Below are 25,987 nucleotides of genomic sequence, written 5' to 3' on the forward strand. Positions count from 1 at the left end.
GCTAGGCGAACCAACTTCCTAGCCTTCACGGTATAACTCATCCTATGCTATAACAAACAAATAACAAAGGAATACAGGAAATGTTTGATGTCTCTTCAAGGATGGTCTGTTGTGATATGGCTTGACAATGATATCACGGTCTTGGCAACATATTCCCATAAATTATAGTAGTATTTTGTTGTGTTATTCTCGCTTTTGAGAGTGCTATGAAGAGCAAGTCCTGTTAAGCTCGCTTTTGGTGTATACGTACATCGATGAAAATTTTGCACAATATTCGGTATCTGTAACCTACCGCTTACATCCAGCTAATAGTGCGCTTCACTGCGCAGGATCACGCTTAACTTTGTATAAAACAGAAGCTAAATAACTCGTAATAAAGTGTGTTTCCCTTCTCTCAATACAAGTTTTTTAGTGTAAGAACAGATTAATTCATAAAAAAATCGTGATATGGAAATTAAAGAAAACAAACTTATCGGTGTTTCTTATAGAGAAACACCAAACAAAGGTGGGATTATTAAACCCATTTATATTATTATGCATTACGACGGTGCGTCCAATGCTACAAGTGCAATTGATTGGATGACCGATTCCCGGAGCAAGGTTTCCGCTCATCTTCATATTAGTCGTGATGGTATCATAACGCAATTGGCGCTTTTTAATACAAAATGTTGGCATGCAGGCCTTAGTACTTGGGCCGGTCAAAAAGATTTGAATAACTGTAGCATTGGAATCGAATTGCAAAATAAAGGGATGGAGAGTTACACTGAAAAGCAGATCAATGCGGCAATAGCAGTATGTAAAGCAATTATCCGTACTTATCCGATTCGAGAGATTTTAGGGCATTCGGATATTGCACCTGGAAGAAAGGAGGATCCAGGGGTACAATTTCCCTGGGAAAAATTTAAACCGTTAACAAAAGGAAGTTATAATGGAATTACTTGAGATTTTAGAGAAATTGATTATCCCTGTAGCGACAGCTGTAGGGGGGTATCTTGTTGGAAGGCCTAAGCAGCAAGCCGAGGTGGAGGCGACAAATGTTGAGAATGCCGGAAAGGTAATTGAAAAATGGGAAGGCTATGCCAATAGGTTAGAGAAAGATATTGAGCATTTACGGACGATCATTGAAGATCTTAATGAAGGGTTACATTTGGCAAATGACGAACGTATGTCTTGTGCTAAGACTTTAGCGGATTTGCAGGTAAAATATGATGATCTTATGAAACTTTATAATAGGCTACAGATTGAATTAAAGCGCGTTAAAAATGAAAAATACACTACAGATAATCGCAATGCTGCTACTGGTTAGCAGCTGCGGTTTGTTTAAAAAGGTTGAGAAAACCAATGCATCACAAGAGTTTGGCATCAAAGAAAAAAATACAGAGTCTGCTACTATAGCACAGAAGACAGGACATATACAAGTTGTTGGATTAGCTAAAGAGGCTTTGGTAACAGATGAATATGTGATGCAAGTTGAAGGTGAGGGGATTCAGATTATGCAGGATGGCGTTGTTCAGCTACATAAGGGGAAAGTCTATGCGAAAAAGGAACATTATTCTGAAAAGCTGCAGCTTGAAAGAAGGTTAAATACCAATTGGAAAGATCACAAAGCAAAAAGTAGTCAGCAAATTGAAACGAAAACGGAGCTAACTAAAGAACAATCAAAAGAGGTTGCAAAACCAGCAGTGTCAAGTCTTCTTTATTTTTTAATGGGGTGCAGTATATTGGTCGGCTTGATTATTTGGTGGATAAATAAACGTAAGTTGATCAGAATTTGGTAGTTACCCATTAAAAAGATCGTTACCATTATATTTTAGTAAAATTCAGTAAATAACACGAAATAGTCCTTGAGTATAAAATTCAAGGACTATTTTGTAGAGCTGGATACAGTTGCTGAATGAGCAGAGCTGCTGTGATTGTATAAAATAATATTAATCCCCATCGAAATGCCGGTCAATAAGGTAATAATTGGCAATCTGTTTAATCTCTTTTTTGAAATCACGATAGAGGTCAAATTGATTGCAAGCACAGATGATAGATTTCTGTAATGTGTCATTGTTTATTTTTAAGTAAGGACCAAGTTCCTTGTATATGCTACTTTTTACTTTTGTTTTCAGATTATTTAATTTTTCCGGCTGAAAGATACGTAGAACAACGGCGATAGCTTTGTAACGATGCTGTATGTCCTTGTAATTGATATATTCGCCCATAATCTGCTGAGAAGGAATGCCCACAAATTGACAATAACAGTCAATTACTTGGCTGATTTTGGAAAGATCAGATTCATAGATCTTATCGATGGATTTTAGTATCTCGGGATGATTTTCTTTTAAGAAACTCATGATGAATGAATAATATAATGTGTTCATACGTTGTGAACGATTTTTGTCGGTTACTATACTGCTTTCCTCTTTTCGTAAAATATTGCTGGTTTTTTGTAGTTGATAATAATCCACTGGGTATACAATGGGCTGTCTGAGATGTTGTGACATGAGCTGTTCCATTTTCTTTTATCTTTAAGTATGAACTGATTTTCGTCTCGCAAATTGCAAATCCTACGAATAGCTGATCTGCTTACTACCCTGCTTATCTATTCTAGGGGTCTATATTTTTTTTATTGTTTAACAAAGTTAAACAAATTTGTTAATCTTGCAAGTTTATTAAAACCTAATTTTTACTTTTTATATGAAATAGTAAACTTATTTGTTTAACTGTAATGCTTTGATAGTTAGAATTTTATTGTTTTATTTTGATTGTCTATTTGTTTAGGTTTAATAAGTTGTGTAACTTAGTGTCAGATTGTTATATATTTGTGTAACATTTGTTAAATACCCGATCGACTATGGAAACTTATCCAAATAATAACTTTGAAGTTTTACGCTTGGAGATGCGCGTTACTAACCGTGAATTCGCGTCTTTACTAGGGGTACGCGAGCAGGTGTACTCGCGTATTAAAAAAGGAGAGTATCCTATTGGACTTACGATGAAAACACGTATTCAAGCGGCTTTTCCTCATGTTCAGTATGACTGGTTGCTGTATGGAAAAGGTGAAAGAATGGAGGTAGCTCCTTTAGTGCAACCCGACACGATAGCCATGCTTAGTATTGGTAATGGTAAGTCAATAGGATATTTTTCGGAGGACGTCAAGTTTATTGACGAAAATAAGAATAATATATTTTTTGAAGTTTCCCCAGGACGATATTTGATGCAGACAAAACTTGTCACAGAGAAAGCTAAAGCCGGGTATCTTTCTGGCTTTTCTGATGCTGAATATATGGACGATTTACCGGCACATTTTATTACAGTCACTGAGTTTCATAAAGGTGCCTATCGTTCTTTTGAAGTTAGTGGTGATAGTATGACCGATGGAACAGACGCAAGTGTATTGGACGGTGATATTGTGACGGGACGTTTGATTAAAAGAGAGTTATGGCAATCAAAATTTCATACCCACAAATATCGGTATTGGGTTGTTGTACATAAATATGAAGGAGTTATTATTAAAGAAATTGCTCATCATGATGTCAATAACGGAATTCTTACCCTTCGTTCGCTAAACGCTGATAAAACAAGGTACCCAGATTTTGCAGTAAGTTTGGATGATGTTGACCAAATTTTTAATGTTGTAGATATCAGCCGTTCGCTTTAGGAATAGCCTAGCTCGGATTATTTTCGGTTTGACGGTTCATCTTTTCATACCAAAGTTAATAGATGGACCTTTTTGCTTCAGCTATATATGCGATAAATTAACCCAATCGCGCACTGTTAATTGAAAGTTATCCGTACCAAGTTTGTATGGTGTTGCTAAAAAATATAGAAATAAAAACTAANNTTAGTTTTTATTTCTATATTTGGCTATAAATTGAACGTATGCGGACATGTTGTTGCGTCCTATCTTGGCGCTCCTAGTATATATTTAACGTTAAGAAGACTGATAACGTGACGAGAATATTGGTTGCTCATTATTCAGGCATGTTCGTAGCGTTCAATTGAAATAATAGGTACATGTGCGTAGGTTATCAACGCGGGGTGGAGGAATTTTCGAATAATTGAACTATCTACTAAGCTGTACCTATGGACTTGCCATTTACTAATCATCATATGTTTATTTTTAAAGCCAGGTTTCGAAATCTGGCTTTTTTATTTCTTATGCTATCAATTGTTGTTAGTTTTAATCTTTGACAAAGCTTACATCGGTTATTTTATAGGAAAAATTATCTTTTTCCCGTTCATTTACAGGTTTTTCCATCTCATTGTAGTGTACTGTTCCTGTCATCTTGAATGTTGTATGAGAATCTAGGTTGATTTTTTCTCCCTTATCGTCAAATACATAAAAGTTCTTAAGCGTATAATTTTTCTGATCTGTAGGAATTTCAAATAAAACATTGTTCTTTTCTGTCCCTACAGGTAATATAACGCTGAATGCAGTGAACTTTTCAGAACTAAACGCATGAGATTTAACTACGAAATTCATGGCCATAGTTTTTGATTTTCCTGATGAGAATGTAAAAGAAGGCGCATCAAATTCACCTGTTAACGTAATAGTTTTGTTTTGGTTGTCATAGTTTGATTCGATCGCTTTTACCGTATCGACAGAACTACCATTGCAAGATGAGAACAACCCTATGGCTGAAGATACTAATAATGATGTTGAAATTAAGTGTTTAGTTTTCATGGGGAAAAATTTCATTAATTGTAAAGACTATTTTTATTGATAGATAACTTCTGCTTATTAATGTTTTGGTAATCTATCGAAGATTTTTTGGAATCTTCGATATACCTGCCTTCATGCTGATTTACACTCACATTCAATAACATCCGTCGATTAATTTTTATAAAAGTAAGGTATTGAGGAAGAGGTTTTAGCACTTGATTTAAATTCGGGGGGAATGGATTTAAATTCGCATACATTGGACTTTTTTTCGTCTAAAAGAGGTCGGTAAATAATAGCAAGTTTTTTTCGGTGGAAATGCCAGTAAACGGGCTATATGGTATTTGATCCTAAACTATTACCTCATATTATGATCAATTTCTTGCTTTAAAAAATACCAAGTTAATAATTAAACAAGTGAGTGTAAGTAAAGAGCAGCAAGTTCGGATGTTATTCCAAAATACCCAGGGTTTTTCAAAGGCATCACGTGCAAGTCTTAAAGATTTTTCTGGAGATATAGATAGGTCGATCGAGGCCAATTGATTGTTCAAGGGGACATTCTGTGTGCCTGTGACCACAATTACACCAATGATATAGCTTAGGCATGCTACTAGTATTAGATAAAATTTTGGTGACGATAGATCCAAAGATAATATTGTAGCCATCAATAATAAAATTGGAGCGCCTAGAAAACAGCAGTAAAAAGCTGAATTTAGTATTTCTTTATTAATATTTTGCATGGCGGTCAAATAGGCTTTATCGCTGAGTTTATCTAGCCCCAAATTGACCGAAAAGGTATACGAAAAAAATAAGCCTGATATAATAGCCGAAAATATTGTTGCCAGCGCTAAAATGATGTCTTGTAATTTCATGTCTATATTTTTTTGATGTATCATGTTTTGCTGAACTCATTGTCTAAGCGTTCTGATTTATCAAAGCATTGTTTTCTTATCGTAAATTTTTCGAAGGAGTTGAGGCTAAAAAAAATACACACTTTCGTTGCTCTCGACCTTAGACAATACAAAAGTTGTGATAATCAGGGAGTCAATATAGAATAAAAACGACAGTAACCTATTTTTTGTTAAATGACGCTGGAGTTGTGCCTGTGAAAGTCTTAAAGACACGAATAAAATGCGATTGGTCGGCAAATCCATTTTCATAAACAATTTCCGTTATCTTTCGGAAGTCTTTGCTATTGAGCTGTTTAAAAGCGGCCTGAAATTGTACCATTTTAGCGAATTGTTTAGCGGATATCCCAGTTTCCTTGAGAAACCTTCTTTCAAAAGTTCGGATGTTCAATGCTTCTCTTTTTGCAATTTCTTTAATAATGATTTGGCCCTGGCTTTCGATGATTTCAAGAATTGCTCGCTGAATCGAAAAATCAAGTTTATTTTTCTTGCTATCGAAAAAGCTGAGAAGCGATTGTGTCAATAGTTGGATGCTGTTTTCAGTTGTTGAAAATGAGGATAATGTGCCGGTAAGTTGGTGGAAGGTTGTATTTGAAGGAGTATTTAGATCATAACAGTCGTCGTTTATGCTTTCGGGCGAGATGCCCCAAAATGTCCGTAATACAAATGGGTAAAATTGAAAAACGATAATCTGAAAAGGGCCTTTTACATCGATTGAAATCGGTTTTATTGTCTGACCATAAAGGAAAATCTTTGACATTTTTTTATCATGAGGCTTGATTGTAAAATCACCATAGCATCGTTGAAACAATAAACCAGGGTAACCATCAGCATAAAAAGGTAAGTTTACGCAATCATTCGTCTGACTTTCAAACACTAGGATCGCCTTTACGAATAATGCAATGGATGTATCTGGACAGATAATCTGAGGCTTCATTTATAAATTGTTTGGCTTTGCTTTACGACTTTTTATAATTTTAAATATACAGAAATATGAAATAAGAATATATGGATAATCGTTGGATTTCGATTAGTGGATTTACTGTGACCCGTAGTGTTTAAAGTATATGTCGTTGATTCAACTTATTTGAAATAGTAGAGCGGTTTTTTTCTTCTCACCTGAAATAATTGTGCATGTTCCAGTAATTTAACATAATTATTTTGCCAATAATTGGCAATCCAATTTGAATCCAATGAAGGGTTGTAATGACTCAGGTCACTTTTTAAAACGACTGAATCCACTGCTGTTCCAACATTCCAAATGCTTATTTTGCTGTAACGTCCCCTGTAGGGAGGGGTATAACATTTAATAGCCTGTACGCAACTGTCAACCGAGGGATAATCATAACTGTCGAAATTATCCAATGTTGCAATGCTGATTTTCTGATAATTTTCATCAATCGCAAAGAGTTCTGAATGTGTTTCGATGATTTCTCCGCAAATTGAGTTCCTGGATTTCTCTTCGTTCCAGAAATACTGAATAGGAAAACTATGCTTATAAAGCATGGTTTTCCCTTTGATTTTAAGTGGTTGGCTATTGTGGTATTCACCTATCTCAATAAAGTTCTCAACCTTAGGATTAAACAAATAAGCATGTTCTTGCCACTTTTTGTTCCATACAATATCCTCAAAACCGTCTTTATTTTGATCGGTAAAAGATAATCCTGAATTATTGGTCCCATAATCCATATCTCGCATAATGAGGTGCCAATGATTATCCTCTAACTTTTCTACCTGAAAGAAACACGCTGAGTCGTTCTTAAAGACGGAAAATCTATAATGTTTTTCGGCTATAAAAGAACAGTTCTGTTCTATGAGGTTATAATCCTGAATTTTTAAGCTATCGATTTTTTGGTAGAGTAAAAAAGAGTCAGTTATATGCGTATTATCGTTTCGAGAATTGCAGCTATAAAATGTTATTGCGAATAGCCCCAATAATAATTTCCAGCTCTGGTTTATTATTTTTGTGCGGAGTTGCTGTTTGACATATCTCATATTAATTAAACTGTGCCGGTGCATATTATTGATCGTCTGAAATACTTTTGTTCAGTGAACTTTGACAATAATGGTTTTAATATTATGATTTGTATTGTTGTTAAATAGCGTACAAAATAAATTGACTTTTTATTATTGTACTCAAAATTGAAACTACCATTATAGTTGGCTCCCACTAAATTTATTTGTGTTCAGGTCGGCAGCTGAAAGCGTTTTTAGAAGTTCTCTAGCTGCGGCGCTACCTGCACGGTTTGCACCGATTGTCGATGCTGATGGACCATAACCCACGAGGTGAATTCTTGGTTCTTTTGCGACCATAGTCGCTAGTCTGCCTGCCATTTGAATGCCACCCTGTTTTTCTTTTGGTAGCACTGCGTCTAGATGGCTCAATGAACTTTTAAAGCCTGTATTCCAAAGTATAACATCTGCTTGTTGTTCTGTTCCATTGGCCCATTTGATCCCCTTTTCTGTTATTTCTTGAAACATTGGAAAACGTTGAAGGACACCCCGTTTTTCCATCTCCTGGATTTCTGTAGAATAGGGGAGGCCCGTAACGGAAACGACAGACAAAGGTGAAAGCCCCAATCGTACACGTTCCTCTACCATAGCAACCGCATTATGCCCGGCCATGTCATCAAATGGCCCCTCTCTGAATAAAGGCGGTCGTCGTGTTACCCAGGTTGTCGTTGTAACCTGGGAAATTTGGTCCAATAGCTGAATGGCAGAAATACCGGCTCCAACAACAATAACATGTTTGCCACGAAAATACTCTGCAGTTTTAAAATCCTTTGTGTGGAGTTGCTCGCCCCGAAATAATTCTGCACCTGGATAGGTAGGAATATAGGGGTTTTCCCATGTTCCAGTGGCGTTGATAATACCGAGTGCTGAGAAAAGAGTTTCTGCCGTATCGATATGAAAGCGATCTTGGTACATGTAGACTTTTTCTACTTTAGCTGGTCGATATACTTGAAGTCCAAATTTTTCTTCATAAAGTTTAAAATAATGGGGAACAGCGGTGTTGGCTTGAACTTCCGCCCCTTTTGTTGATAAAGTCTCCTCAAACGACATGCCGGGCAAATCGTGTATTTTATTGACTGTACTTAAGGTAAGGGAGTCCCAGCGAAATTGCCAGGCTCCTCCTGGTGTAGAGGCTTCATCCAGGATGATAAAATCCGGCCCGATTTTAAGTCCGAGCTTCTTCAAATGATAAGCAGCAGAAAGTCCAGCCTGACCCGCACCAATGACTGTAATTTTTGTTTTGTAGCGAATGTTCTTTATCATACGAAAGAGGAGTTAACGCCAACCAAGTTCGGGAGCTACGTGTTCCAAAATGGCTGAAAGAATGTGGACATTGTAGTCGACCCCTAGCGTATTTGGAATGGTCAATAATAGCGTGTCTGCTTCCTGTATTGCTTCATCTTGCGCTAATTCTTTCACGAGTTGATCTGGTTCTGCGGCATAACTTCGCCCAAAAATCGTCCGCTTGTCCGATTCGATTATCCCAATTTTATCTGTTTTGTCAGCCTCTTGCCCGAAGTAATAACGATCTAAATCATCGACCAGAGCGAATATGGATCGACTGACTGAAACGCGGGGTTCACTAGGGTGCCCTGCTGCTTTCCAGGCCTCTTTATATAAACGTATTTGTTCGGCCTGCTGAATATGAAAAGGTTTGCCATTTTCATCATATTTCAAAGTGGAACTTTGCAGGTGCATTCTGTTTTGAGCAGCCCATACAGCCGTGGCGTTCGATGCTGCTCCCCACCAGATACGATCACGTAACCCTTCCGAATGGGGTTCGAGCCTCAGCAGACCGGGCGGGTTTGGAAACATTGGATAGGGATTTGGTTCAGCGAAACCAATTCCTTTAAGTTTTTCTAAAAATTCCAATGCTTTTTGCCTTCCCATATCAGCATCTGTTTCGCCCTCGTTGATATTGTAACCAAAGTGACGCCAACCATCTATTACTTGTTCAGGCGATCCTCTGCTGATGCCGAGCTGCAATCTGCCCCCGGAGATTAGATCTGCAGCTCCAGCGTCTTCCACCATATAAAGGGGGTTTTCATAGCGCATATCAATGACACCGGTGCCGATCTCAATTTTTGAGGTTTTGGCTCCAATGGCCGATAATAAAGGAAAGGGAGATGCTAGCTGATTCGCAAAATGGTGTACACGGAAATATGCACCATCTATGCCTATTTCTTCAGCAGCTACTGCTAGATCTATGGATTGCAATAAAGTATCGCTTGCGGTCTGCGTACTATATGCGGGATGCTTGGACCAATGGCCAAAAGATAAAAAGCCTATTTTTTTCATAAATCACAATGGGATTTGATGTCAATCAAATTTAATAAATGTTGCGATTATATCGGTAGTTTGGATTGTCCGATGGGTGTCAATAATATATGGTTTGAATGAATTTGCCAAATGACAAGTAGGCTGTGGCTCAAAAAGAGTAATTTTATGTATTATTCAATTGTATAAGTGATTCAGAGTGATGCTTTCAGACAAATTATTACAACAGATCGAGTTTATTAAGGAGATCGACAAGATTAAATATATCCAGCGCAGGACAAAACTTTTCAATAGTGACCGTCCCGAAAATGACGCTGAACACAGTTGGCATCTTGCCCTAATGGCTATTGTGCTTTTAGAACATGCAAATCAATCAGTGGATTTATTGAAGGTAGTCAAAATGGTATTGATACATGATATCGTCGAAATCGATGCAGGTGATACTTTTATCTATGATACAGGAAAAAACCATACCAATACAAGTGCGGAGCGTTTGGCAGCTCAGCGGATTTTTGGAATTTTGCCTGGGCAGCAAGCAGAGGAACTCATTGCGATCTGGGAAGAATTTGAAGCTGGTCAAACGCCGGAAGCACAGTTCGCACGAGCGATGGATCGATTGGAGCCACTTTTACAGAATAGTTCCAATAATGGTGGAACCTGGAATGAACCTGGTGTAAATTATGAAAAGGTTTATGAAAAAAAATCTGTCATTAAGGATGGCTCAGCAGTATTGTGGGAATATGCAGAAAAATTGATTGATGCTGGAGTTGCTCGGGGGATTCTGAAAAAAGGAGAGTAGGTAGGATACTCATCAATGGCCAGCAGTAATCCCGATACTATTGCTGACCATTGTGGTTTTATAAATATACATTAATCGTCATCATCCTCTTTTTGTTCGCTTACCTTTAGGAAGGCGGCTCTTTTTGGAGCTGGAGCAGATTCACCTTTAAGTCCCTGCCATAGAATTTCATTGAATACCAAATCAGGTACCGCGTCTTCTTTCGACCAATCATATTTGTCACTCCATACAGCTAGTTTCCCTTTACTTGGATTGCGCTCATTGAGATCTACATTTGCGTCGACATGATCAAATGGAGTATAATCGGGGTTATTGCTAAACGATCGCCACATGGGTGTTGCAGCAGCGTCGTATTGCGTCATTGGTTTCATCCCTAAAATCAGCTCTATCGTTCTAATCATCCCTGAGGTTGAATACATGGTGTGATCTACAGATCTTCTTTTTACATAAGGGCTAATCAAATAGGCAGGACTACGGTGTGCATCCACATGGTCAGGACCATTCTGGGCATCATCTTCCAGTATAAAGATCGCAGATTCTTTCCAGATTGGACTCTTGCTGATATGGTCAACAAACATCCCAACAGCGAGGTCATTGTCCGCTACATGAGCATAAGGGGACTTTTTGCCGGCACGCATCCCTTCCGTATGGTCGTTGCTGATTCGAATGGTTGTCAATTGGGGCATTTCTCCTTTTTGGATGAGTTGATCAAAATCAGCTTTCCATTGTCTTATACGTGTGGTGTCGGCAACACTCAGGTCATAACTTGTATATCCAGTGGCAACATGCCCTTCCAAAGATTTTACGTTGGGTTTTCCTTTATCTGCGAATTCACCATAGGTGCGATAAGATACCTGATGTCGCTTGGCATTATCCCAAATAAATCCGCCTTTATTGTTGGCTATTTCTCGTTCCCCTTCTCCTCCATAAGTGCCGCCGCGACCGCCATAGCTTGATGGCCAGGTTTTCTCCAGATAGTCGGTGGCATAAGCACCCATACTCCAATTGTGCCCATCCGCACTAACTTCCGCATCGACATAGAAATTGTCTAGAAGTGCAAATTCATTGACAATTTTGTGTTGATTAGGCGTGATTTTTTCGCCGAATAAACAAAGTGAAGCGTCTCCATTTCCTTGTTTAACATCACCTAGAACTTGATCGTAGGTACGATTTTCTTTGATGACATAAAATACGTATTTGATCGGAGAGGGGGCTCCAACTTTCATTGGAATAGGGTTGCCGGCTTCACCCTCTGTTTGCAGCTCTTTTTCTTTCGAATAGGGCGTATTCCGGTATACCGCACGAGAATATAGGGCGAGTTCTTCTGGTTTAGGATCAGGTATAAAGCTTAACGTTCCCCTAAAAAGACCGGCAATATATTGTATCTCTTTTGGTTTGTTGAGGTCGCCTGCATGACGATCGACTTTTTCCTTTTGGTCTGTCGGATTGGGACCTTTTGGATTAGCTTTGGATGATAAGCCTTTACCATTTGTAACCAGAATTGTTTTATCGACTACTTTTACATTCGTTGGATACCAGCCCACTGGAATAAATCCTTTCGAAATAGATCTCCCAGGCTTGCTTACGTCGAATACTGCTAAACAATTGTTGTCTGCATTGGCTATGTAAAGGGTTTTACCATCTGTGGACAAAGCAACACCATTGCTGGTCGATCCACTTGGAGCATTAGGATACAATGCTGCATTCAATGTTTCTACGACTGCTCCTGTTTTAGTATCGATTATGGATACCGAGTTGTCATTTGCGTTGGCGACAAAAAGCCATTTACCATTTTTACTAAACGTAATTTCATTTGGGTGGCTACCCACAGGGATCTCTTTGGTTATCTTATTTTGTGTAACATCCCATACTAAAATCTTTTCTCCGCCCCAGACGCTGATATAGAGTTGTTTTGCATCAGGTGTTAGCTGGCAGGTATACCCCTCAGCTCCCAAATCATAAGTTGCTTTCGTTGCTTTGGTTTTTAAGTCGATGACATATAGTTTTTTATCTTCTCTGGTGACAGTATATAATTGTTGTTTGTTTTTATCATCTACAGCCAATCCGGCTATTCCTATTTTATTGGGCCATGGCTTGCCAAGAACAATAGAATCTTTGGATGCAATTTTTCCACCGTTGATTTTATAGATCCTGATCATGTTATCATGTCCCCCAGAAGTATACAGTGTATTATCATCGCTCGAAAAAGCCAATCCATACCAAGATTTTGGTATAGCAATACTATCGATTTTTCGTTGTGAAGCGAGATCGATAAGATCTATTGTTTGTGTACTTTGTCCATTGTTGCTGACAGCTGCAAGCTTTTTATGATGACTGATAACTAAGTTCAGCGGTAAATCTCCGAGCTCTATCTGTTTCCCAACAGGGGTTAGTGTCCAGCCATTTGGTAGTCCAACTTTATTGCTTTCCAAAATTGAACTAATCCTATTTTGTATATTGTTTTGACTGAATGTGAGTTGTGAGGTTGCAAACATACACGTTGTCAAAATAAATGTTCCTATTCTTTTCATGGGACATATTTACGAAATTGAGTAGTCAGACTAAATAGGAAGCTTCAAAATTAAAGAAAACTTAATATTGGACCGCGAACTTAGTGTAGGTGATGACGCGCTGTTTTTTAGTATGGTCAAGGGCCTCTGAAAATCTGTAATACAGGACTGATCAGAAAATTTTGCACGGAATACTCTTTGTAATCGTTTATAACAAGGGGTGATCGGTTAATAGGTAAAACTCTGTTGTTTACCGATGAAAATTGTTTTTTCACCGAAAAATTATGGTGTTTTACAGTTTGTTTTTTGAAATTGGGCGGATAAACTATTCAATCTTTATTTATGATACACTTCTTTAATTCATTGGCAATTTTAACTATAGTAGGATTGGTAAGCCTCTCTACCAATGTGAAAACTAAAGATTCCCAGGCCAATATTGGAGACACGATGGTAGAATATAAATCTTCAATCAATGGCACTGTAAAGCCTAATACCTTACACAGTATGCGGCAAGATAAGATTCATTTATATACCGACTGCAAAGATTCCATTTTATAACATGAACTTTCTTATTTGAAGCTGCTGTTTTTATTTTTGAAAAATATAATTTTTAAATTACTTTTTTGTTATATAGATTAATTTCGTATATTGAGTTATAGTGAAAAATCCAAAGGGTATGTTACGGCATCTGTTCATTTGTGTAGAGCTCTAGCGTAATTTCTAGCTTTGGGAAGCCTATATTTTTAAATTGATTATTCTTAAATAGCTTGTTATGAAAAAGAAAAGTTCGTCGTGGTTTTTTTATGCCATTATTGCTATTGTCATTTGCGTATTTCTATTATTGAATCTACCAGAACTTATTCAGGGATTTATGAACGGTTACAATTCAGTTATTAAATAGCAACTCGATGTTCACCGTTTAATTTCCCATATTTACCGAGTTTTTTACTGTCTTTATCTAAATTTTGTAGCTGTTGCACGCCCCGTATTGTAGTTTAGAATGAGTAAACGGAATAGGACTAATACCGTATTTCTTGAATGGAACTTAATCTGATCTAATGAAACGAGTCGAAATATTTAAAACCAATGTTTATCGAATGAAAGATGCACAGCAAATTGTTGCAACTCTTGTCAGCCTGTTTTCATCTTATAAAATTAACTTCGATCTTGAAGATGAAGAACGTATTCTAAGAATTGAATCTTCGCAATTGGAAATTGAGACCAACAGCATTGTTAGAAAGATGTTTGAGTGGGGTTATCGTTGCGAAAGAATCATTTAATCATTCATATAAAATAAAAAGCTAACTATTATATTAATTTTCGTTGTAAATTGCGCTGGTAATTTGTTGAACAAAACTGTTGGCAGTCCCTAAGGATGTTATGTCTAATAGTCAAGTATTTCAATATAAGATTACTCAAAAAAACATTGTTGGTAAGCGTAATATATCGGATATGATAGGCAATAGCATGCTCATTTTTTTAATGCTCTTTATTCTTAATACAGACTGTTTTGCACAAAATGGAACACCGTTAACGATAGGCACATCAGAGATATTGCATTCAAAAGTTTTGGCTGAAGACAGAATGATCAACATTCATCTTCCCGACAATTATAACCCCAATGATTCTGTTCGCTATCCAGTAGTATATGTTCTTGATGGTAGTATGGATGAAGATTTTTTTCATATAGCCGGTATTGTACGTTTCAGTACACAACCCTGGATCGATAGATTCCCGCAAAGTATTGTTGTTGGAATCGGTGGAAACACACGAAGGAGAGATTTTACCTTCCCTGTTGAAAACACAGATTTTATAGAAAAGGAAGGTTTTCAAAAAGCGAGCTTTCCTTCGTATGGTGGTTCAGAAAAATACCGGATATTCCTGAAAAATGAATTGATCCCTTATATAAATGGCAATTTTAAATCGAACGGAAAACAGACTTTAATTGGAGAATCATTGGCAGGACTTTTTTCATCAGAAATATTATTTAAACAACCCGAATTATTTGATGATTATATTATTATAAGTCCAAGTTTATGGTGGGGAGAAGAGTCTTTATTGACGCATGGGGAGAAGTTTCTGCAAACTAATTTGAAAAAAAATATAAAGGTTTATCTCGGTATCCCCAACAAGGAAGAAGACATAAGAATGTTTGATGAGGCTATAGCGTTATCGGAGATTCTTAAACGAAATAAGAAGATTCATTTTGTATTTGATTACATGCCTGATGAATTGCATTCGACTGTAATACATCAAGCGGTCTACAACGCTTTTAAGAAGTTGTATCCAAAAACGGCCTATTCAAAGTAGCAATATGTCTATTCTGAGATTAGTTTTATTTTATACTTAGTTTTGTGCGATCACGCCACTCATCTTCCAGGATTGACATCAATAGCTTGTCGTGAAATTGATTATCTCTAAAACAGGCTTTAAGCATTCTTCCCTCCAATTTAAAACCAGCGTTTTCATATGCTTTTATGGCTGTATAGTTTGGCTCAGATACCGTCAGCATAATTCTGTTGAGCTCTAGTTTTCCAAATCCGATAGCTAAGATTAATTTGGTAACTTGAGTGCCTATTCCCTTCCCCCATTCTTCGCGATCACCTATAAAAATAAAATACTCTCCAGATCTGTTTGCTTTGGAAATATTACAAATGCCTGTATAACCAATCAGTTTATTAGAGTCGTTTAGGAAAATTCCACGATTAAAATTTTTAGAATCGTTGACAACGGAGAGAAACCAATTGTCGATTTGATCCCTTGTGTTTAGCGACTGAAAAAGAGAAAGGGAGTACTTTATAGACATCTCATCATTGATCCATTCATAAAATGGAGAGACATCTTCGAGTGAGAGTAGTTTTAAGTTAACCATCGTTTAATGTATATTGTAGTCGTTATCTTAGAAATTATTCAGGTACGTAAAGAGAAACTAGTTAATGTTCTTTTTTACCCACAGTAGTAGTTGTTCTTGTCTATTCTAAGGTTTTTGTTAGAAAATGACAGCAACATTATTTGCTGTTAGCATTGATTGGAGTAAATTTTCTTCGCTATTTTCTTGACCATGTTATTTTTACTGCCGATAGGTTGGAAGTCTCAAGACGTTGATTCGGTTCGAGTTCAAAGCCATTTTTCATATAGAAACCTAACGGTGAATTATATAGGTAATTATTATTTTTTTTCTCCATGTGATGGTCTATCACCCAGCCGTTAAGCTCTATTTCTTCAGATTTCAATTTGTCAAGTAGATTGGAACCTATTCTTTTTTTGTGTAAAAGACTTGAAAGTATAATAACAAACCAACGTTTTGCATCGCGATCAAATTTTGAGGACCAACCGAGAATTTGCTCATTTTGTTTGACAAGGATGTGTTGTGGTTGGCTTAAGCTTTCCAAATAGTTCTCAAAGGCCGAAAGGCTGGAATATGCCATAGCTGCGGGATATTCTTCATTCCATAATCTCATGATCGCAATTTTTTCGTTCCTGTCAAGTTCAGAGGTCATCAGATATTCAGTCGACAATGTATTCATTTAGATTAATTTACCCTAATTTACTGAATTATAAAGAATAGAGTCAAAATATCTATCTGGTAGTTTACAACATCGCGTATGAACTTATAGTCCGAATTCATTAGCGAATTTACCGCTTTATTTTAACGGCTTAATGATTACTTGATCGACCATTTTCCCCTGCTGATCGAGAATTTTGAAGATTCCTTTTTCGTCGTCTAAATCTACGCGGAGCACATTGTTGTTGGAATTTACAATGATCGGAAATTGTACTGTATTTGTCGCATTTTTGATAATGTGTCTATGTAAATGTCCTGATAACATGATCTGTGTTCCTGCTTTGTTGAGGATAGGAACAAATTTCTCCAAAATCTCCTGTTCCCCGTGCCAGCCACCAAAAGGGGGCATATGGCAGATTACGATCTTATATTTAGCATCTTTAAATGACGGGTTCTCAACTGCTTGAGCTAACCAGGCCGCTTGTTCGCTTCTATAGTTATCCATGTCTACAATACCGCTATATTCAATGTCGGTATCGGGCTTGTCTTCACCGCAATCTAAGACGATAAAACCGGTATTCCCATGCTTAAATTGGTAATATAGTTTACCTGTTGGTGTTGGGAAATATTTGGGATATTCAATGGCAAAAGGTCCACGTGTTTCATGATTGCCTCTTGCATAAAACATTGGTTTTTCACTGGCGAACTTTTTAATGGCGGTATCCATGAACCCCTCATACAGCTGTGTTTCACTGAGTAGATTACTAACCATATCACCGTTGAATACCACAAAGTCACTTGTCTTTAGATTGCCGATATCCAGTAGCTTATCGAGTACCTCATTGCGCTCATGAATATCATTGACAACTGTAAAATGGGTGGAGCTGGCATGGCCAAAGGTTTGGAAAAATAAGGGTGCCTTTTGATAAACATCACTGGCTACTACTTTTCCATATTGTACATTGACGCCAACATGTTTGAGGACTTCTTGACTATACACACGATATCTATAGCGTGTTCCAGGTTTTAGGTTGTTCAATGTAACTTGATGCAACGTACCTACTTTTTTGAAGCCATAGGCAGCCGCATAATATTTTGGTCTTTCCTTAAAGTAAAAGTGACTGGAGTCATCTGGGGCCAGCTCAACCCAGCCAGTAGCAGGCTTGTCTGTCGTCCAAATAATGGAAACAGATTGCTCTGTTAATCCTTGAATTAAAGGTAAGTGATTTATTCTGATCGCATCCTGACCAACTGCCATAAAACAATTGAAGAACAACAATAGGATGATGCATTTTAGTTTAGTCATTGTATTACCTGGGTCTATAATTGATTTTGGAACCTAAATCGGTTTTTTCTTGCGCTAAAGATATAAAATTGTGTGAACAAGCTATGGATTGAAATGTAACAGTCTTGCTAGACTAAAAGATGTCTCGTTTTGTTTTTTGCTAAAAAAGTGCTGTAAACAGGTAATAATTAAGAAAATGTGACCTGTGTTTGGCACTTATATTTGGAATAACCTAAGTAAGAGCACCTAATCAAACACAAATGAAAAAGATAGTTTTATTTTTATCTGTGTTTCTAACTTCACTAATTGCACTGGGCCAGCAGATCACGGGAACCGTACGTGATAAAAATGGTAAACAATTGGCCGGAGTAACTTTGAGAAACACGAGTACTTCCAACAGTACACAGACCGATGATCAGGGGAATTTTAAGATTTCAGGTAAATCCGGAGATATCTTAGAGACAAGTTTTATCGGATACGAGCGGGCTCGTCAACCCATTCCCGAGGCAGGCAAAATGACCTTTACCCTGGTCGAAACATTGAGTATTCTAGATGAAGCCGTAGTGATCGGTTACCAGAGTACCTCCCGCAAAAAAGCGACCGCTGCGATTTCAAGTATTTCGGGTAAAGATCTGGAAAATCTTCCGGCAGCCAGTTTTGATATGTTGCTTCAGGGAAGATTGGCCGGCGTCAACGTTCAGAATTTTTCTGGCGCTCCAGGTGCTTCGCCGACATTGGCTGTTCGTGGTACATCGGCCGTTAGCCTGAATTACTCCAATGACGATTATTACAATGTCATTAGTAATCCACTCTATGTTATTGACGGAGTTCCGCAGCCAACGGAACAATTTGTAGGCCCGAATACAGGAACAGGAACAAATTATCTAGCAGGTCTGAATCCGAATGATATCGAATCTGTGGATGTGCTCCGAGATGCTTCTGCCGCCGCAATTTATGGTTCTAGGGCAGCAAATGGGGTGATCATGATCACGACGAAAAAAGGGCGTAACGGAGATCCGCGTTTTATGTTAACCGGATATGGTGGTCTAACGCAACGGCCCGAACTCCGTGAAGTGACACTCGGAAGAACCGAGCGTGAGCAGAAGATGAGGATACTAAAGAATCAGCTTTCTTCCAACGATTTCAGAAATCTGCCCTTTATGCTTACCGATTCGTTGAACCCTGCATTCAATGGGAATACAGATTGGCAGGATCTATTCTACCAAAAAGGAAAGATTAAGAGTGCAGATCTTTCTGTTAGCGGCGGGTCAGCGATTAGTTCATATCGTTTTAGTGGGAACTATTACGATGAGGCGGGAATCATTAAAGCAACCGGATTTAAACGCTATACTGGAAGGCTCAATTTGTCCAGTAAGGCAATCAATGAACGTTTAACGATCAATCCCATTGTGGCCTATTCGTATAATAAGCGAGCGCGAGGAAGCGGGAGTGACGTGAGCCCAATTGCCTTGAGTGCCGGTAGTATGCCATCATCACTTTTTAATCTTTCAGATGCAAAAAAAACTTACCTTTTGGGTACCTATAATAGTAGTCTTGATAACAATGAATCTTCTAATCTGAATACCAATCTAAATCTGATTTTCAATATTGCACCAGGATTAACTTTTACGTCCCAATCCGCCTATATCAAAGATATGGCCAATAGGGCTTATAATAGGCCATCAGCTTTGATGAGCGGTGCCGGTAATTATTCGTCAGCTTATTCTTATGAGAATAGCCAAGTCAGGATATCGAACTTTTTAACTTATATCAAACAGTTTGGAAAACACTCTTTAAATGTACTACTGGGTCAGGAAGCGGAAAAAAATAAAATGCAAAATGTATCCGCATGGGGTAGTCAGGGGGTATCGGATCAGATCCAAGTGGTTACAGGATTTCTGCAAAATAACATCGGTGCCAACTCCGATTTGCAAAAGTGGTCACAGCTGTCCTATCTCGGTCGCTTTTCCTATGATTTTGATAGTAAATACCTGTTTTCAGGGGCTGTCCGTGCGGATGGATCGTCCCGATTTGGAGAAAACAACAAATGGGGATATTTTCCGTCCGCATCTGTCGGCTGGATTTTAACTGAAGAAGATTTTCTGAAAAACAATCCTATATTCACCTTACTTAAAATTAGAGGAAGTTATGGATTGACCGGATCTCTCCCTAAAAGTAACTATTTGCAGTATAATCTCTATAATGTCAATAATGGGGGGTATCAGGGTAATTCCGGAGCAACTTCCTATAATGGCCAAGTGGCTATTACACCAAACTTTAATAATGGCGTTGCCCAAAAAAATCTCAGCTGGGAGCGCAATAGGCAATGGAATTTAGGTGTCGATATGGAATTGTACAAGGGACGTTTTACAGCTATGGTAGATGTATTTAATAAGGAAAACTATGATGGGCTATTTGACGTCATGCTTCCCGTCACGTCCGGATACGATTACGCCAAAACAAATTCGGTAGGAATCCGCAATTCAGGTGTCGATATTCAATTGTCTGCTGATATGTTCCCACGTAGCTCCACATTGAGCTGGCGGTCTAATTTAAATATTTCCTATGTCAAGAATCGGATCATGAATCTGCCAAATGGCGGCCGCGATATGGTCATGGATGGCGATCGATTTGATAAATCTCATATCCTCTCGGTGGGCAGCCCGATCAATGCATTTTATCTCTATAAAACTCTGGGGGTTTTCTCGACCCTGGACGATATTCCGGTCAATCCATATACAGGCGAACGCTATCGAAATTCCAATGGAACATTCAATCCCGGAGATTTTTATTTTGAAGATATAGATGGCGATTATTTTGTAGACGTATTTAATAGTGGTATTAATCCAGATAAAAGGGCGATTGGAGATCCTAATTTTAAGTGGACCGGAGGCTGGAATAACGTCTTTAGTTATAAAGACTTTTCGCTTACTTTGTTTTTTACCTACGGTTTTGGGAGGGATGTACTGAATCTTTTTGAATCAGATCAATTCAGTAACTCCACTTCGGGCGATGCGACTTCAAATTTTGCTTACTATTCGATACGGGATCTGGACAAACTCAATATCTGGAAACAGCCCGGCGACAAGGCCGAATACGCAAAATATGATATCGGCACCTATCGTTACTATTACACCTCTGCGCAGACTTTCTTTTTAGAAAATGGTTCCTATATGCGATTTAAGAACCTGATTTTTTCTTACAACCTCCCTGAACGGATCAGCAAGAAATGGAGTATTTCCAAAGTGAGATTCTTTGGTATAGTGGATAATGTTGCCCGTTGGCAAAAATCAAAAAAATTGCCGGATGCCGAGGCTGTAAACCCATATGGAGAGTATAACGGTGGTGGTTATCCGATTCCAAGAAAATATACATTAGGATTTGAACTAACTTTTTAAGACGATGAAAAGATTTTTTTTAAACTATAGACTAGCGGTGCTATTGATGCTGGTTTTCTTGCTAGGGTCATGTAAAAAGTTTTTGGTGGAAGAACCCGTCAATTCGACTTTCGCGGGCGCATATTGGAAAAGCTCAGGGGATTTACGGAGTGCTATGGCAGGTAACTATGCTTTGGTACGGGATGTGATGAATTCGGGTAACTGGAATCCGAGTCCACGATACTTTATGTATGGCGATGCAATTGCCAAGAATTATTTTACAATCCAATATAATGGTGATGGACTCGAAGGGATCCAAAATGGAGATTTTACATTTCAATACAATGTAGAGAATTTTGGAGATTGGACCAAGTACTATAAAGCGATTACGATGAGCAATATCATTATTAATCGAGTTCCTAAGGTGGCGGACGATTTACTGACCGATGTGACCAATCCAACGAAGTTCAAAAATGAGATGCTTGGAGAGGCTTATTTTTTACGGGCGTTCACTTATTTTATGATGCTACGCGTGTGGGGAGACGTGCCCGTGGTAACGGAAGAATACGACGACCCTATTTCTGCTCCAGAATTAGCACGGAGTACCAAAAAAGAGGTTATGGCGCAGATCGAGAAGGATGCACTGCAGGCACATGAATTGTTGCCTTGGCAATATTCACTTGTTGGGAACGCCAAAGTCACAGCCAATAAAGGCGCGGTGAATGCATTGTTAGCTCATTTCTACCTTTGGAAGGCAACAATGAGTGATGTCAATTCAAACCAACCTGATCTCGAAACGGTAGACAAAGCAGATAAAGCCATCGATGAAATCTTAAATAATGGTATGTATTCATTGACCGACACATCTAATTATTATAAGACTTTCGAAGGACTTTCGAGTGAAGGTATTTTTGAAATTGCAATGAGTGAAAATACACGCGAAGGAACCAATCAACATATTGCCAATATGTTTTTGAGAACTGCGCAGCTGGCAACTTCTGGAACAAATTCGAGGTGTTATGTCAATGCAGATTATCTGACAAATCATTTTTATAAAATAGACCAGGTTTGGGACTGGTATTGGAATACAAGTTTGCAGCAGTGGGAGTGGAAGGCGATGCCTTCACAGGTCTTCGACGATAGTGATATTCGTTGTAGACGTAATTTTACCGATCTAAACAGTGATAAACCTACTTGCGTAAAATATCAAAGTGTTGTCTACCGTAATCCCTCACAAAAGCAAGATGCTTATGTTAGCAATAATCTGATTGTCTTTAGGTTAGCGGATATGCGCTTGTTGAAAGCCGAAATTGCACTTTATAGAGATCAAGTTTCCAAAGCAATAGACATCATCAATGAATTTAGAAAAAGGAATGGCGCCGATGAATCTGCCTTCGTGGATAATACATCGAGTAAAGACGATGTCATGTACGAATATATTATTGAAAGAGGAAAAGAACTTTATCTCGAAGGGCATATTTTTTATGATCTATTGCGAACAAGGCAATACAGCAATTTTGTTCCATGGCTCTCGGAGTCCCGCTTCCGTCAGGAAGGATTCTATTGGCCAATTAATCCAGCCCTATTCAAAAATAATAACAAGTTGACACAGACCTCATACTGGAGAGGAAAGGTGTAAGCACTAAAAAAAGAATTATGAAAAAGATAACAGGATTGTTTGCGTCAATATTAATTTTTCTTTTCGCATGTAAGAAGGATAATTATAAAGTTGATGGTGGAAAGAGCGATGCCAACGTGAACCAGACAACTTATGATTTTTTGAAGCAGCATGGTAGCTTTGATTCGTTGGTTAAGATTATAGACCGTGCCGGTATTAAAGATATTGTGAATTCAGATGTCACGTTCTTTGCAACGAGCGATTATGGCGTACGAGATTATGTAGCCGCCAAAAAACAACAAAGGATCATTGAGGTGGGAAACGAAAATATTCAGTTCGGGATCAATAACATCCCAGTCAAAGAATTACGTGATTCGATGATGATCTACCTATTCGATGGAAAGATCACACGAGAAAATCTCAGCCCTGACAACAAATATTTTGTAAGCAAGCTTGGTGCAATTCCCAATGTCAGGTTCAATATCAAATTGCGCAGAACACGTGACTACAGCGATTATCTGGATTATGTAGATTATCTCAATTTCACAAAGGTGATCGGTACTCTTGATGCTGAGGAACCCGATTATAATGCGATTCCAAAAGATCAACTTGATAAATCCTATGATTGTCAAACCTCGGGAATTAGGACGACGACAGGTGTATTGCATGTATTGCAAAACACACATCGTTTATTTTTTAACGCCGGAAAAATGGCTGATTAGAAACTGATATGAAAACGAATTTAAAAATTTTATATAGCTTGCTGTTTGCTTTTGCGCTGACTTCTGGCTGCAAGAAAATTGAAAACGGCTTTTTGAGCGAAGGTATACGATATAAAGATAATACCATCTTTTGCAAACGTGGAATGTCCCTAACGATGTCTGACCGTATTAATACAGATGGTTCTACGCCCCCCTATACATTCGAATTGTTAAACTTAAACGATGAAGCAACAGGTCAGCCCGCACCGGATGTCTTTTTTAAAGAATTTGACATTCTAACCTTTAAGCCTGGTTTAGTGTTCAATGCCGAGACAGATACCACGGTCGAACTACTCAATAAAAAGAGAGAAACAGTAAAGAAAGCCCCGATGGAATTTAATACAGTCAGTGGACAGCTGGTTTTTAATCGAGCTTCTGCCAATCTACCTTTAGGGCGTTTTAATTTTGATGTCAAAATGACCAACCCTAGAGGAGAGCGTGTATTCCCTAAATTGGCAACCATCGAGATTGTAGAACCTACGATTGATGATATGTTTAAAGTAACCTATCAAGCGGCAAGTGGATCGAGTGCTGCAGAAGTTTTTACCGGAATTACGGCCCCAAAGGTGACTTGTACAAAAATTTCAAACGATGGCGCTCGTGTTATCCTAAAGATCGTCGATAAAAATGGAAATGCATTCAATCCTAAAAATGGAGAAGTGATCAAACGGGGGGATCGACCGATGTTTGAATCTCATGTGAAGTTTAATCCAGTCCAAGTGACAGATAATTCGTTGATCTGTGATTTTGAGGTTGCACCTTTTCCGCTTGCTAAATTAATTGGAAAAGATGGAACAGATTGGGGTTTTCTCAATTACTATCGCATCCCCATGAAGTATGCCCAAATCGACGGCTTAAGTGCTAATAATGTCAACCCTGTTTTTGGATTCCAGCTATTGATGGAAGGTACTTATGAGGTTCAGGTAAAACTGCCAACGGTAACTCGTATTACACAATAAAGATTAGGGGAGCATAGTAAGTTCCCCACACTTTATTAAACCCAGATCTATATTAAACTTAGATGCCCACAGTGCGAAAATTAACCAATTATGAGCAAATTTTGACATTTTATTAGATGTGCGATTGACATTTCTCAATATGTTACGCTTGTTGTCTATATTTAGTAAAACCAATGTTGAGTAACCTAATACTAACATGCTATGAAAACGTTACAATTTAATATTCCTGTAATTAAAGGACAAAGCATCACTGTCCAGGAGGATATCTCGGAATCGTTCTATCCACATTTGCATCGTCATCAAGAAGCCCAGTTAATGTGGATTACGAAAGGAAAAGGTGTGTTGCTTGTGGATGAAACCCTCCATGCCTTTAAGGAAAACGATATATTTTTCATCGCTGCTCACCAAGCACATGTATTTAAATCTGTATCCGAGGATAAGGCTAGTGATGCCGCTAGATCCATTTCGATCTTTTTTGATCCGGAAGGGAGGTTGAAACAACTTTTTATGTTGGGTGAATTTGAATCCTTGGAGCAATTTTTAAGTCAGGATTCCAGGGGATTTAAGATTCCGGAGGTGGATTTCGACATGGTATCTAAGCGTATGCTGTTATTAAAACAATCGGAAAAGATCGATAAAATGATGCATTTCTTCTATTTGCTCCGGACACTAGCCCAAATTTCAAAGAGAACAGACGCGCTCTGTCCCGAACCGATGGAGACTGTAGTCGGTTCCACTGGAAAAAATAACCGCATAGAGAAGGTTTGTCATTATATCAATACACATTTTAAACATGGGCTTACTTTAGAAAGTGTTGCAGAAAGGGCACACCTGTCGCCACAGGCATTCTGCCGTTATTTCAAAAAACACTGTGGACTCACTTTAGTTGGTTATCTAAACCGGATACGAATTAATGAGGTTTGTAGTCAATTGGGAAAAGATCATTTACATTTGGAAAATATCTCATTTATTGCTTACAACTGCGGCTTCAATAGCATTACAAATTTTAACCGCGTATTTAAACAGATTATCGGCTGCACACCGAAAGAGTATATTTTGCGCTATGATCAGCGCTATACAGAAAATACAATTGTTTCATATGTTTAGTTTAAGGCCACGTCGTGAGACGTGGCTTTTATGTGGAGAGATTTAGTACGATCAGAAATCCTAATATTCCTAATTTTTGAAGCATAGTCTTCATAGATGGTTTTATATTTGATTAGTAACGCGTTGTTTGGAGTATAAAAGTAATATAGCTATTATCCGCAATAAATTTTATAAAAGCGTCATGTACTACCCTAAAACTAAAGAAAAACTTGTCTTATGC

At 38.1% G+C, this 25,987-nt stretch carries 25 protein-coding genes; 14 read left to right on the top strand and 11 right to left on the bottom strand.

The features are described from left to right. The first annotated feature begins 447 nt into the window (after window positions 1-447). The 3 genes from B3P16_RS01355 to B3P16_RS01365 are packed head-to-tail and all read left to right on the top strand — an operon-like array spanning window position 448 to window position 1,778. Entirely contained in the window at window positions 448-942 is a 495-nt protein-coding gene (locus tag B3P16_RS01355; protein ID WP_286752505.1) for an N-acetylmuramoyl-L-alanine amidase, read from the top strand. Next, window positions 929-1,306: a hypothetical protein gene (locus B3P16_RS01360; RefSeq protein WP_046671699.1), complete on the top strand. Its 378-nt coding sequence runs from the start codon at window positions 929-931 to the stop codon at window positions 1,304-1,306. The genes B3P16_RS01355 and B3P16_RS01360 overlap by 14 nt, the downstream gene beginning before the upstream one ends. Next, entirely contained in the window at window positions 1,263-1,778 is a 516-nt protein-coding gene (locus tag B3P16_RS01365) for a hypothetical protein (protein ID WP_115049766.1), read from the top strand. Before B3P16_RS01360 ends, B3P16_RS01365 begins: the two co-directional genes overlap by 44 nt. 150 nt (window positions 1,779-1,928) lie before the next feature. Here the strand turns inward: B3P16_RS01365 and B3P16_RS01370 are convergent, their stop codons facing one another. Next, window positions 1,929-2,501 carry a hypothetical protein gene (locus B3P16_RS01370; RefSeq protein ID WP_286752506.1) on the bottom strand — a complete coding sequence of 191 codons (573 nt, stop codon included), beginning with the start codon at window positions 2,499-2,501 and terminating at the stop codon, window positions 1,929-1,931. Window positions 2,502-2,839: 338 nt separating this feature from the next. Between B3P16_RS01370 and B3P16_RS01375 the strand changes: the two genes are divergently transcribed. After that, window positions 2,840-3,646 carry a hypothetical protein gene (locus tag B3P16_RS01375; RefSeq protein WP_053003475.1) on the top strand — a complete coding sequence of 269 codons (807 nt, stop codon included), beginning with the start codon at window positions 2,840-2,842 and terminating at the stop codon, window positions 3,644-3,646. Between the two features lie 522 nt (window positions 3,647-4,168). Here the strand turns inward: B3P16_RS01375 and B3P16_RS01380 are convergent. From B3P16_RS01380 to B3P16_RS01405, 6 genes are all read right to left on the bottom strand, one after another. After that, window positions 4,169-4,672, bottom strand: a complete 504-nt coding sequence (locus tag B3P16_RS01380) for a hypothetical protein (protein ID WP_070565311.1) — start codon at window positions 4,670-4,672, stop codon at window positions 4,169-4,171. Window positions 4,673-5,022: 350 nt separating this feature from the next. Continuing rightward, complete coding sequence (locus B3P16_RS01385) at window positions 5,023-5,520, bottom strand: DUF1772 domain-containing protein (RefSeq protein ID WP_286752507.1); 498 nt, start codon at window positions 5,518-5,520, stop codon at window positions 5,023-5,025. A 199-nt stretch (window positions 5,521-5,719) separates the two neighbouring features. Continuing rightward, the gene (locus B3P16_RS01390; RefSeq protein WP_070565203.1) at window positions 5,720-6,493 is read right to left on the bottom strand and encodes a helix-turn-helix domain-containing protein; all 774 of its coding nucleotides are present in this window, start codon (window positions 6,491-6,493) and stop codon (window positions 5,720-5,722) included. Window positions 6,494-6,639: 146 nt separating this feature from the next. After that, window positions 6,640-7,551 (bottom strand): hypothetical protein, encoded by a 912-nt coding sequence (locus B3P16_RS01395; RefSeq protein WP_286752508.1) that lies wholly within the window; start codon window positions 7,549-7,551, stop codon window positions 6,640-6,642. A 159-nt stretch (window positions 7,552-7,710) separates the two neighbouring features. Further along, window positions 7,711-8,832, bottom strand: coding sequence for an NAD(P)-binding domain-containing protein (locus B3P16_RS01400; RefSeq protein ID WP_286752509.1), 1,122 nt, complete (start codon window positions 8,830-8,832; stop codon window positions 7,711-7,713). A gap of 12 nt (window positions 8,833-8,844) precedes the next feature. Further along, on the bottom strand, window positions 8,845-9,867 hold the full coding sequence (locus B3P16_RS01405; protein ID WP_286752510.1) for an LLM class flavin-dependent oxidoreductase: 1,023 nt from the start codon (window positions 9,865-9,867) through the stop codon (window positions 8,845-8,847). A gap of 181 nt (window positions 9,868-10,048) precedes the next feature. Between B3P16_RS01405 and B3P16_RS01410 the strand changes: the two genes are divergently transcribed. Continuing rightward, window positions 10,049-10,645 (top strand): HD domain-containing protein, encoded by a 597-nt coding sequence (locus B3P16_RS01410; RefSeq protein ID WP_286752511.1) that lies wholly within the window; start codon window positions 10,049-10,051, stop codon window positions 10,643-10,645. Window positions 10,646-10,716: 71 nt separating this feature from the next. Here B3P16_RS01410 and B3P16_RS01415 read toward each other — a convergent pair whose 3' ends face one another. Further along, window positions 10,717-13,176, bottom strand: a complete 2,460-nt coding sequence (locus B3P16_RS01415) for a bifunctional YncE family protein/alkaline phosphatase family protein (RefSeq protein WP_286752512.1) — start codon at window positions 13,174-13,176, stop codon at window positions 10,717-10,719. Window positions 13,177-13,497: 321 nt separating this feature from the next. Between B3P16_RS01415 and B3P16_RS01420 the strand changes: the two genes are divergently transcribed. From B3P16_RS01420 to B3P16_RS01435, 4 genes are all read left to right on the top strand, one after another. Continuing rightward, window positions 13,498-13,713, top strand: a complete 216-nt coding sequence (locus tag B3P16_RS01420) for a hypothetical protein (protein WP_070565216.1) — start codon at window positions 13,498-13,500, stop codon at window positions 13,711-13,713. A gap of 214 nt (window positions 13,714-13,927) precedes the next feature. Beyond that, window positions 13,928-14,056, top strand: coding sequence for a hypothetical protein (locus B3P16_RS01425; protein WP_256602545.1), 129 nt, complete (start codon window positions 13,928-13,930; stop codon window positions 14,054-14,056). Between the two features lie 157 nt (window positions 14,057-14,213). Further along, window positions 14,214-14,435 carry a methyltransferase type 11 gene (locus B3P16_RS01430; protein WP_070565219.1) on the top strand — a complete coding sequence of 74 codons (222 nt, stop codon included), beginning with the start codon at window positions 14,214-14,216 and terminating at the stop codon, window positions 14,433-14,435. Between the two features lie 187 nt (window positions 14,436-14,622). Continuing rightward, window positions 14,623-15,465, top strand: a complete 843-nt coding sequence (locus B3P16_RS01435; RefSeq protein WP_286752513.1) for an alpha/beta hydrolase — start codon at window positions 14,623-14,625, stop codon at window positions 15,463-15,465. 25 nt (window positions 15,466-15,490) lie between these two features. Here B3P16_RS01435 and B3P16_RS01440 read toward each other — a convergent pair whose 3' ends face one another. The 3 genes from B3P16_RS01440 to B3P16_RS01450 form a co-directional block, all read right to left on the bottom strand. Further along, window positions 15,491-16,027: a GNAT family N-acetyltransferase gene (locus tag B3P16_RS01440; RefSeq protein WP_286840986.1), complete on the bottom strand. Its 537-nt coding sequence runs from the start codon at window positions 16,025-16,027 to the stop codon at window positions 15,491-15,493. A gap of 175 nt (window positions 16,028-16,202) precedes the next feature. Next, entirely contained in the window at window positions 16,203-16,616 is a 414-nt protein-coding gene (locus tag B3P16_RS01445) for an N-acetyltransferase (protein ID WP_286840988.1), read from the bottom strand. Between the two features lie 183 nt (window positions 16,617-16,799). Next, window positions 16,800-17,966, bottom strand: coding sequence for an FN3 domain-containing metallophosphoesterase family protein (locus B3P16_RS01450; RefSeq protein ID WP_286752515.1), 1,167 nt, complete (start codon window positions 17,964-17,966; stop codon window positions 16,800-16,802). Window positions 17,967-18,205: 239 nt separating this feature from the next. Between B3P16_RS01450 and B3P16_RS01455 the strand changes: the two genes are divergently transcribed. The 5 genes from B3P16_RS01455 (at window position 18,206) to B3P16_RS01475 (ending at window position 25,767) form a co-directional block, all read left to right on the top strand. Continuing rightward, the gene (locus B3P16_RS01455; RefSeq protein WP_046671675.1) at window positions 18,206-21,343 is read left to right on the top strand and encodes a SusC/RagA family TonB-linked outer membrane protein; all 3,138 of its coding nucleotides are present in this window, start codon (window positions 18,206-18,208) and stop codon (window positions 21,341-21,343) included. A gap of 4 nt (window positions 21,344-21,347) precedes the next feature. Further along, window positions 21,348-22,961 (top strand): RagB/SusD family nutrient uptake outer membrane protein, encoded by a 1,614-nt coding sequence (locus tag B3P16_RS01460; protein ID WP_286840989.1) that lies wholly within the window; start codon window positions 21,348-21,350, stop codon window positions 22,959-22,961. 17 nt (window positions 22,962-22,978) lie between these two features. Beyond that, window positions 22,979-23,662, top strand: a complete 684-nt coding sequence (locus B3P16_RS01465; protein WP_070565225.1) for a hypothetical protein — start codon at window positions 22,979-22,981, stop codon at window positions 23,660-23,662. 8 nt (window positions 23,663-23,670) lie between these two features. After that, window positions 23,671-24,660, top strand: a complete 990-nt coding sequence (locus tag B3P16_RS01470) for a DUF5007 domain-containing protein (RefSeq protein ID WP_070565228.1) — start codon at window positions 23,671-23,673, stop codon at window positions 24,658-24,660. A 201-nt stretch (window positions 24,661-24,861) separates the two neighbouring features. Beyond that, window positions 24,862-25,767, top strand: a complete 906-nt coding sequence (locus B3P16_RS01475) for an AraC family transcriptional regulator (RefSeq protein WP_286840991.1) — start codon at window positions 24,862-24,864, stop codon at window positions 25,765-25,767. Window positions 25,768-25,987: the final 220 nt, after the last annotated feature.

Origin of the sequence: Sphingobacterium sp. UBA7631, from assembly GCF_002483935.1 — a bacterium.
Taxonomy (GTDB): domain Bacteria; phylum Bacteroidota; class Bacteroidia; order Sphingobacteriales; family Sphingobacteriaceae; genus Sphingobacterium; species Sphingobacterium multivorum.

Coding starts and splice junctions, on each gene's coding strand:
- B3P16_RS01355 (WP_286752505.1), top strand. CDS start 448: ATGGAAATTAAAGAAAACAAACTTATCGGTGTTTCTTATAGAGAAACA.
- B3P16_RS01360 (WP_046671699.1), top strand. CDS start 929: ATGGAATTACTTGAGATTTTAGAGAAATTGATTATCCCTGTAGCGACA.
- B3P16_RS01365 (WP_115049766.1), top strand. CDS start 1,263: ATGAAAAATACACTACAGATAATCGCAATGCTGCTACTGGTTAGCAGC.
- B3P16_RS01370 (WP_286752506.1), bottom strand. CDS start 2,501: ATGGAACAGCTCATGTCACAACATCTCAGACAGCCCATTGTATACCCA.
- B3P16_RS01375 (WP_053003475.1), top strand. CDS start 2,840: ATGGAAACTTATCCAAATAATAACTTTGAAGTTTTACGCTTGGAGATG.
- B3P16_RS01380 (WP_070565311.1), bottom strand. CDS start 4,672: ATGAAAACTAAACACTTAATTTCAACATCATTATTAGTATCTTCAGCC.
- B3P16_RS01385 (WP_286752507.1), bottom strand. CDS start 5,520: ATGAAATTACAAGACATCATTTTAGCGCTGGCAACAATATTTTCGGCT.
- B3P16_RS01390 (WP_070565203.1), bottom strand. CDS start 6,493: ATGAAGCCTCAGATTATCTGTCCAGATACATCCATTGCATTATTCGTA.
- B3P16_RS01395 (WP_286752508.1), bottom strand. CDS start 7,551: ATGAGATATGTCAAACAGCAACTCCGCACAAAAATAATAAACCAGAGC.
- B3P16_RS01400 (WP_286752509.1), bottom strand. CDS start 8,832: ATGATAAAGAACATTCGCTACAAAACAAAAATTACAGTCATTGGTGCG.
- B3P16_RS01405 (WP_286752510.1), bottom strand. CDS start 9,867: ATGAAAAAAATAGGCTTTTTATCTTTTGGCCATTGGTCCAAGCATCCC.
- B3P16_RS01410 (WP_286752511.1), top strand. CDS start 10,049: ATGCTTTCAGACAAATTATTACAACAGATCGAGTTTATTAAGGAGATC.
- B3P16_RS01415 (WP_286752512.1), bottom strand. CDS start 13,176: ATGAAAAGAATAGGAACATTTATTTTGACAACGTGTATGTTTGCAACC.
- B3P16_RS01420 (WP_070565216.1), top strand. CDS start 13,498: ATGATACACTTCTTTAATTCATTGGCAATTTTAACTATAGTAGGATTG.
- B3P16_RS01425 (WP_256602545.1), top strand. CDS start 13,928: ATGAAAAAGAAAAGTTCGTCGTGGTTTTTTTATGCCATTATTGCTATT.
- B3P16_RS01430 (WP_070565219.1), top strand. CDS start 14,214: ATGAAACGAGTCGAAATATTTAAAACCAATGTTTATCGAATGAAAGAT.
- B3P16_RS01435 (WP_286752513.1), top strand. CDS start 14,623: ATGCTCATTTTTTTAATGCTCTTTATTCTTAATACAGACTGTTTTGCA.
- B3P16_RS01440 (WP_286840986.1), bottom strand. CDS start 16,027: ATGGTTAACTTAAAACTACTCTCACTCGAAGATGTCTCTCCATTTTAT.
- B3P16_RS01445 (WP_286840988.1), bottom strand. CDS start 16,616: ATGAGATTATGGAATGAAGAATATCCCGCAGCTATGGCATATTCCAGC.
- B3P16_RS01450 (WP_286752515.1), bottom strand. CDS start 17,966: ATGACTAAACTAAAATGCATCATCCTATTGTTGTTCTTCAATTGTTTT.
- B3P16_RS01455 (WP_046671675.1), top strand. CDS start 18,206: ATGAAAAAGATAGTTTTATTTTTATCTGTGTTTCTAACTTCACTAATT.
- B3P16_RS01460 (WP_286840989.1), top strand. CDS start 21,348: ATGAAAAGATTTTTTTTAAACTATAGACTAGCGGTGCTATTGATGCTG.
- B3P16_RS01465 (WP_070565225.1), top strand. CDS start 22,979: ATGAAAAAGATAACAGGATTGTTTGCGTCAATATTAATTTTTCTTTTC.
- B3P16_RS01470 (WP_070565228.1), top strand. CDS start 23,671: ATGAAAACGAATTTAAAAATTTTATATAGCTTGCTGTTTGCTTTTGCG.
- B3P16_RS01475 (WP_286840991.1), top strand. CDS start 24,862: ATGAAAACGTTACAATTTAATATTCCTGTAATTAAAGGACAAAGCATC.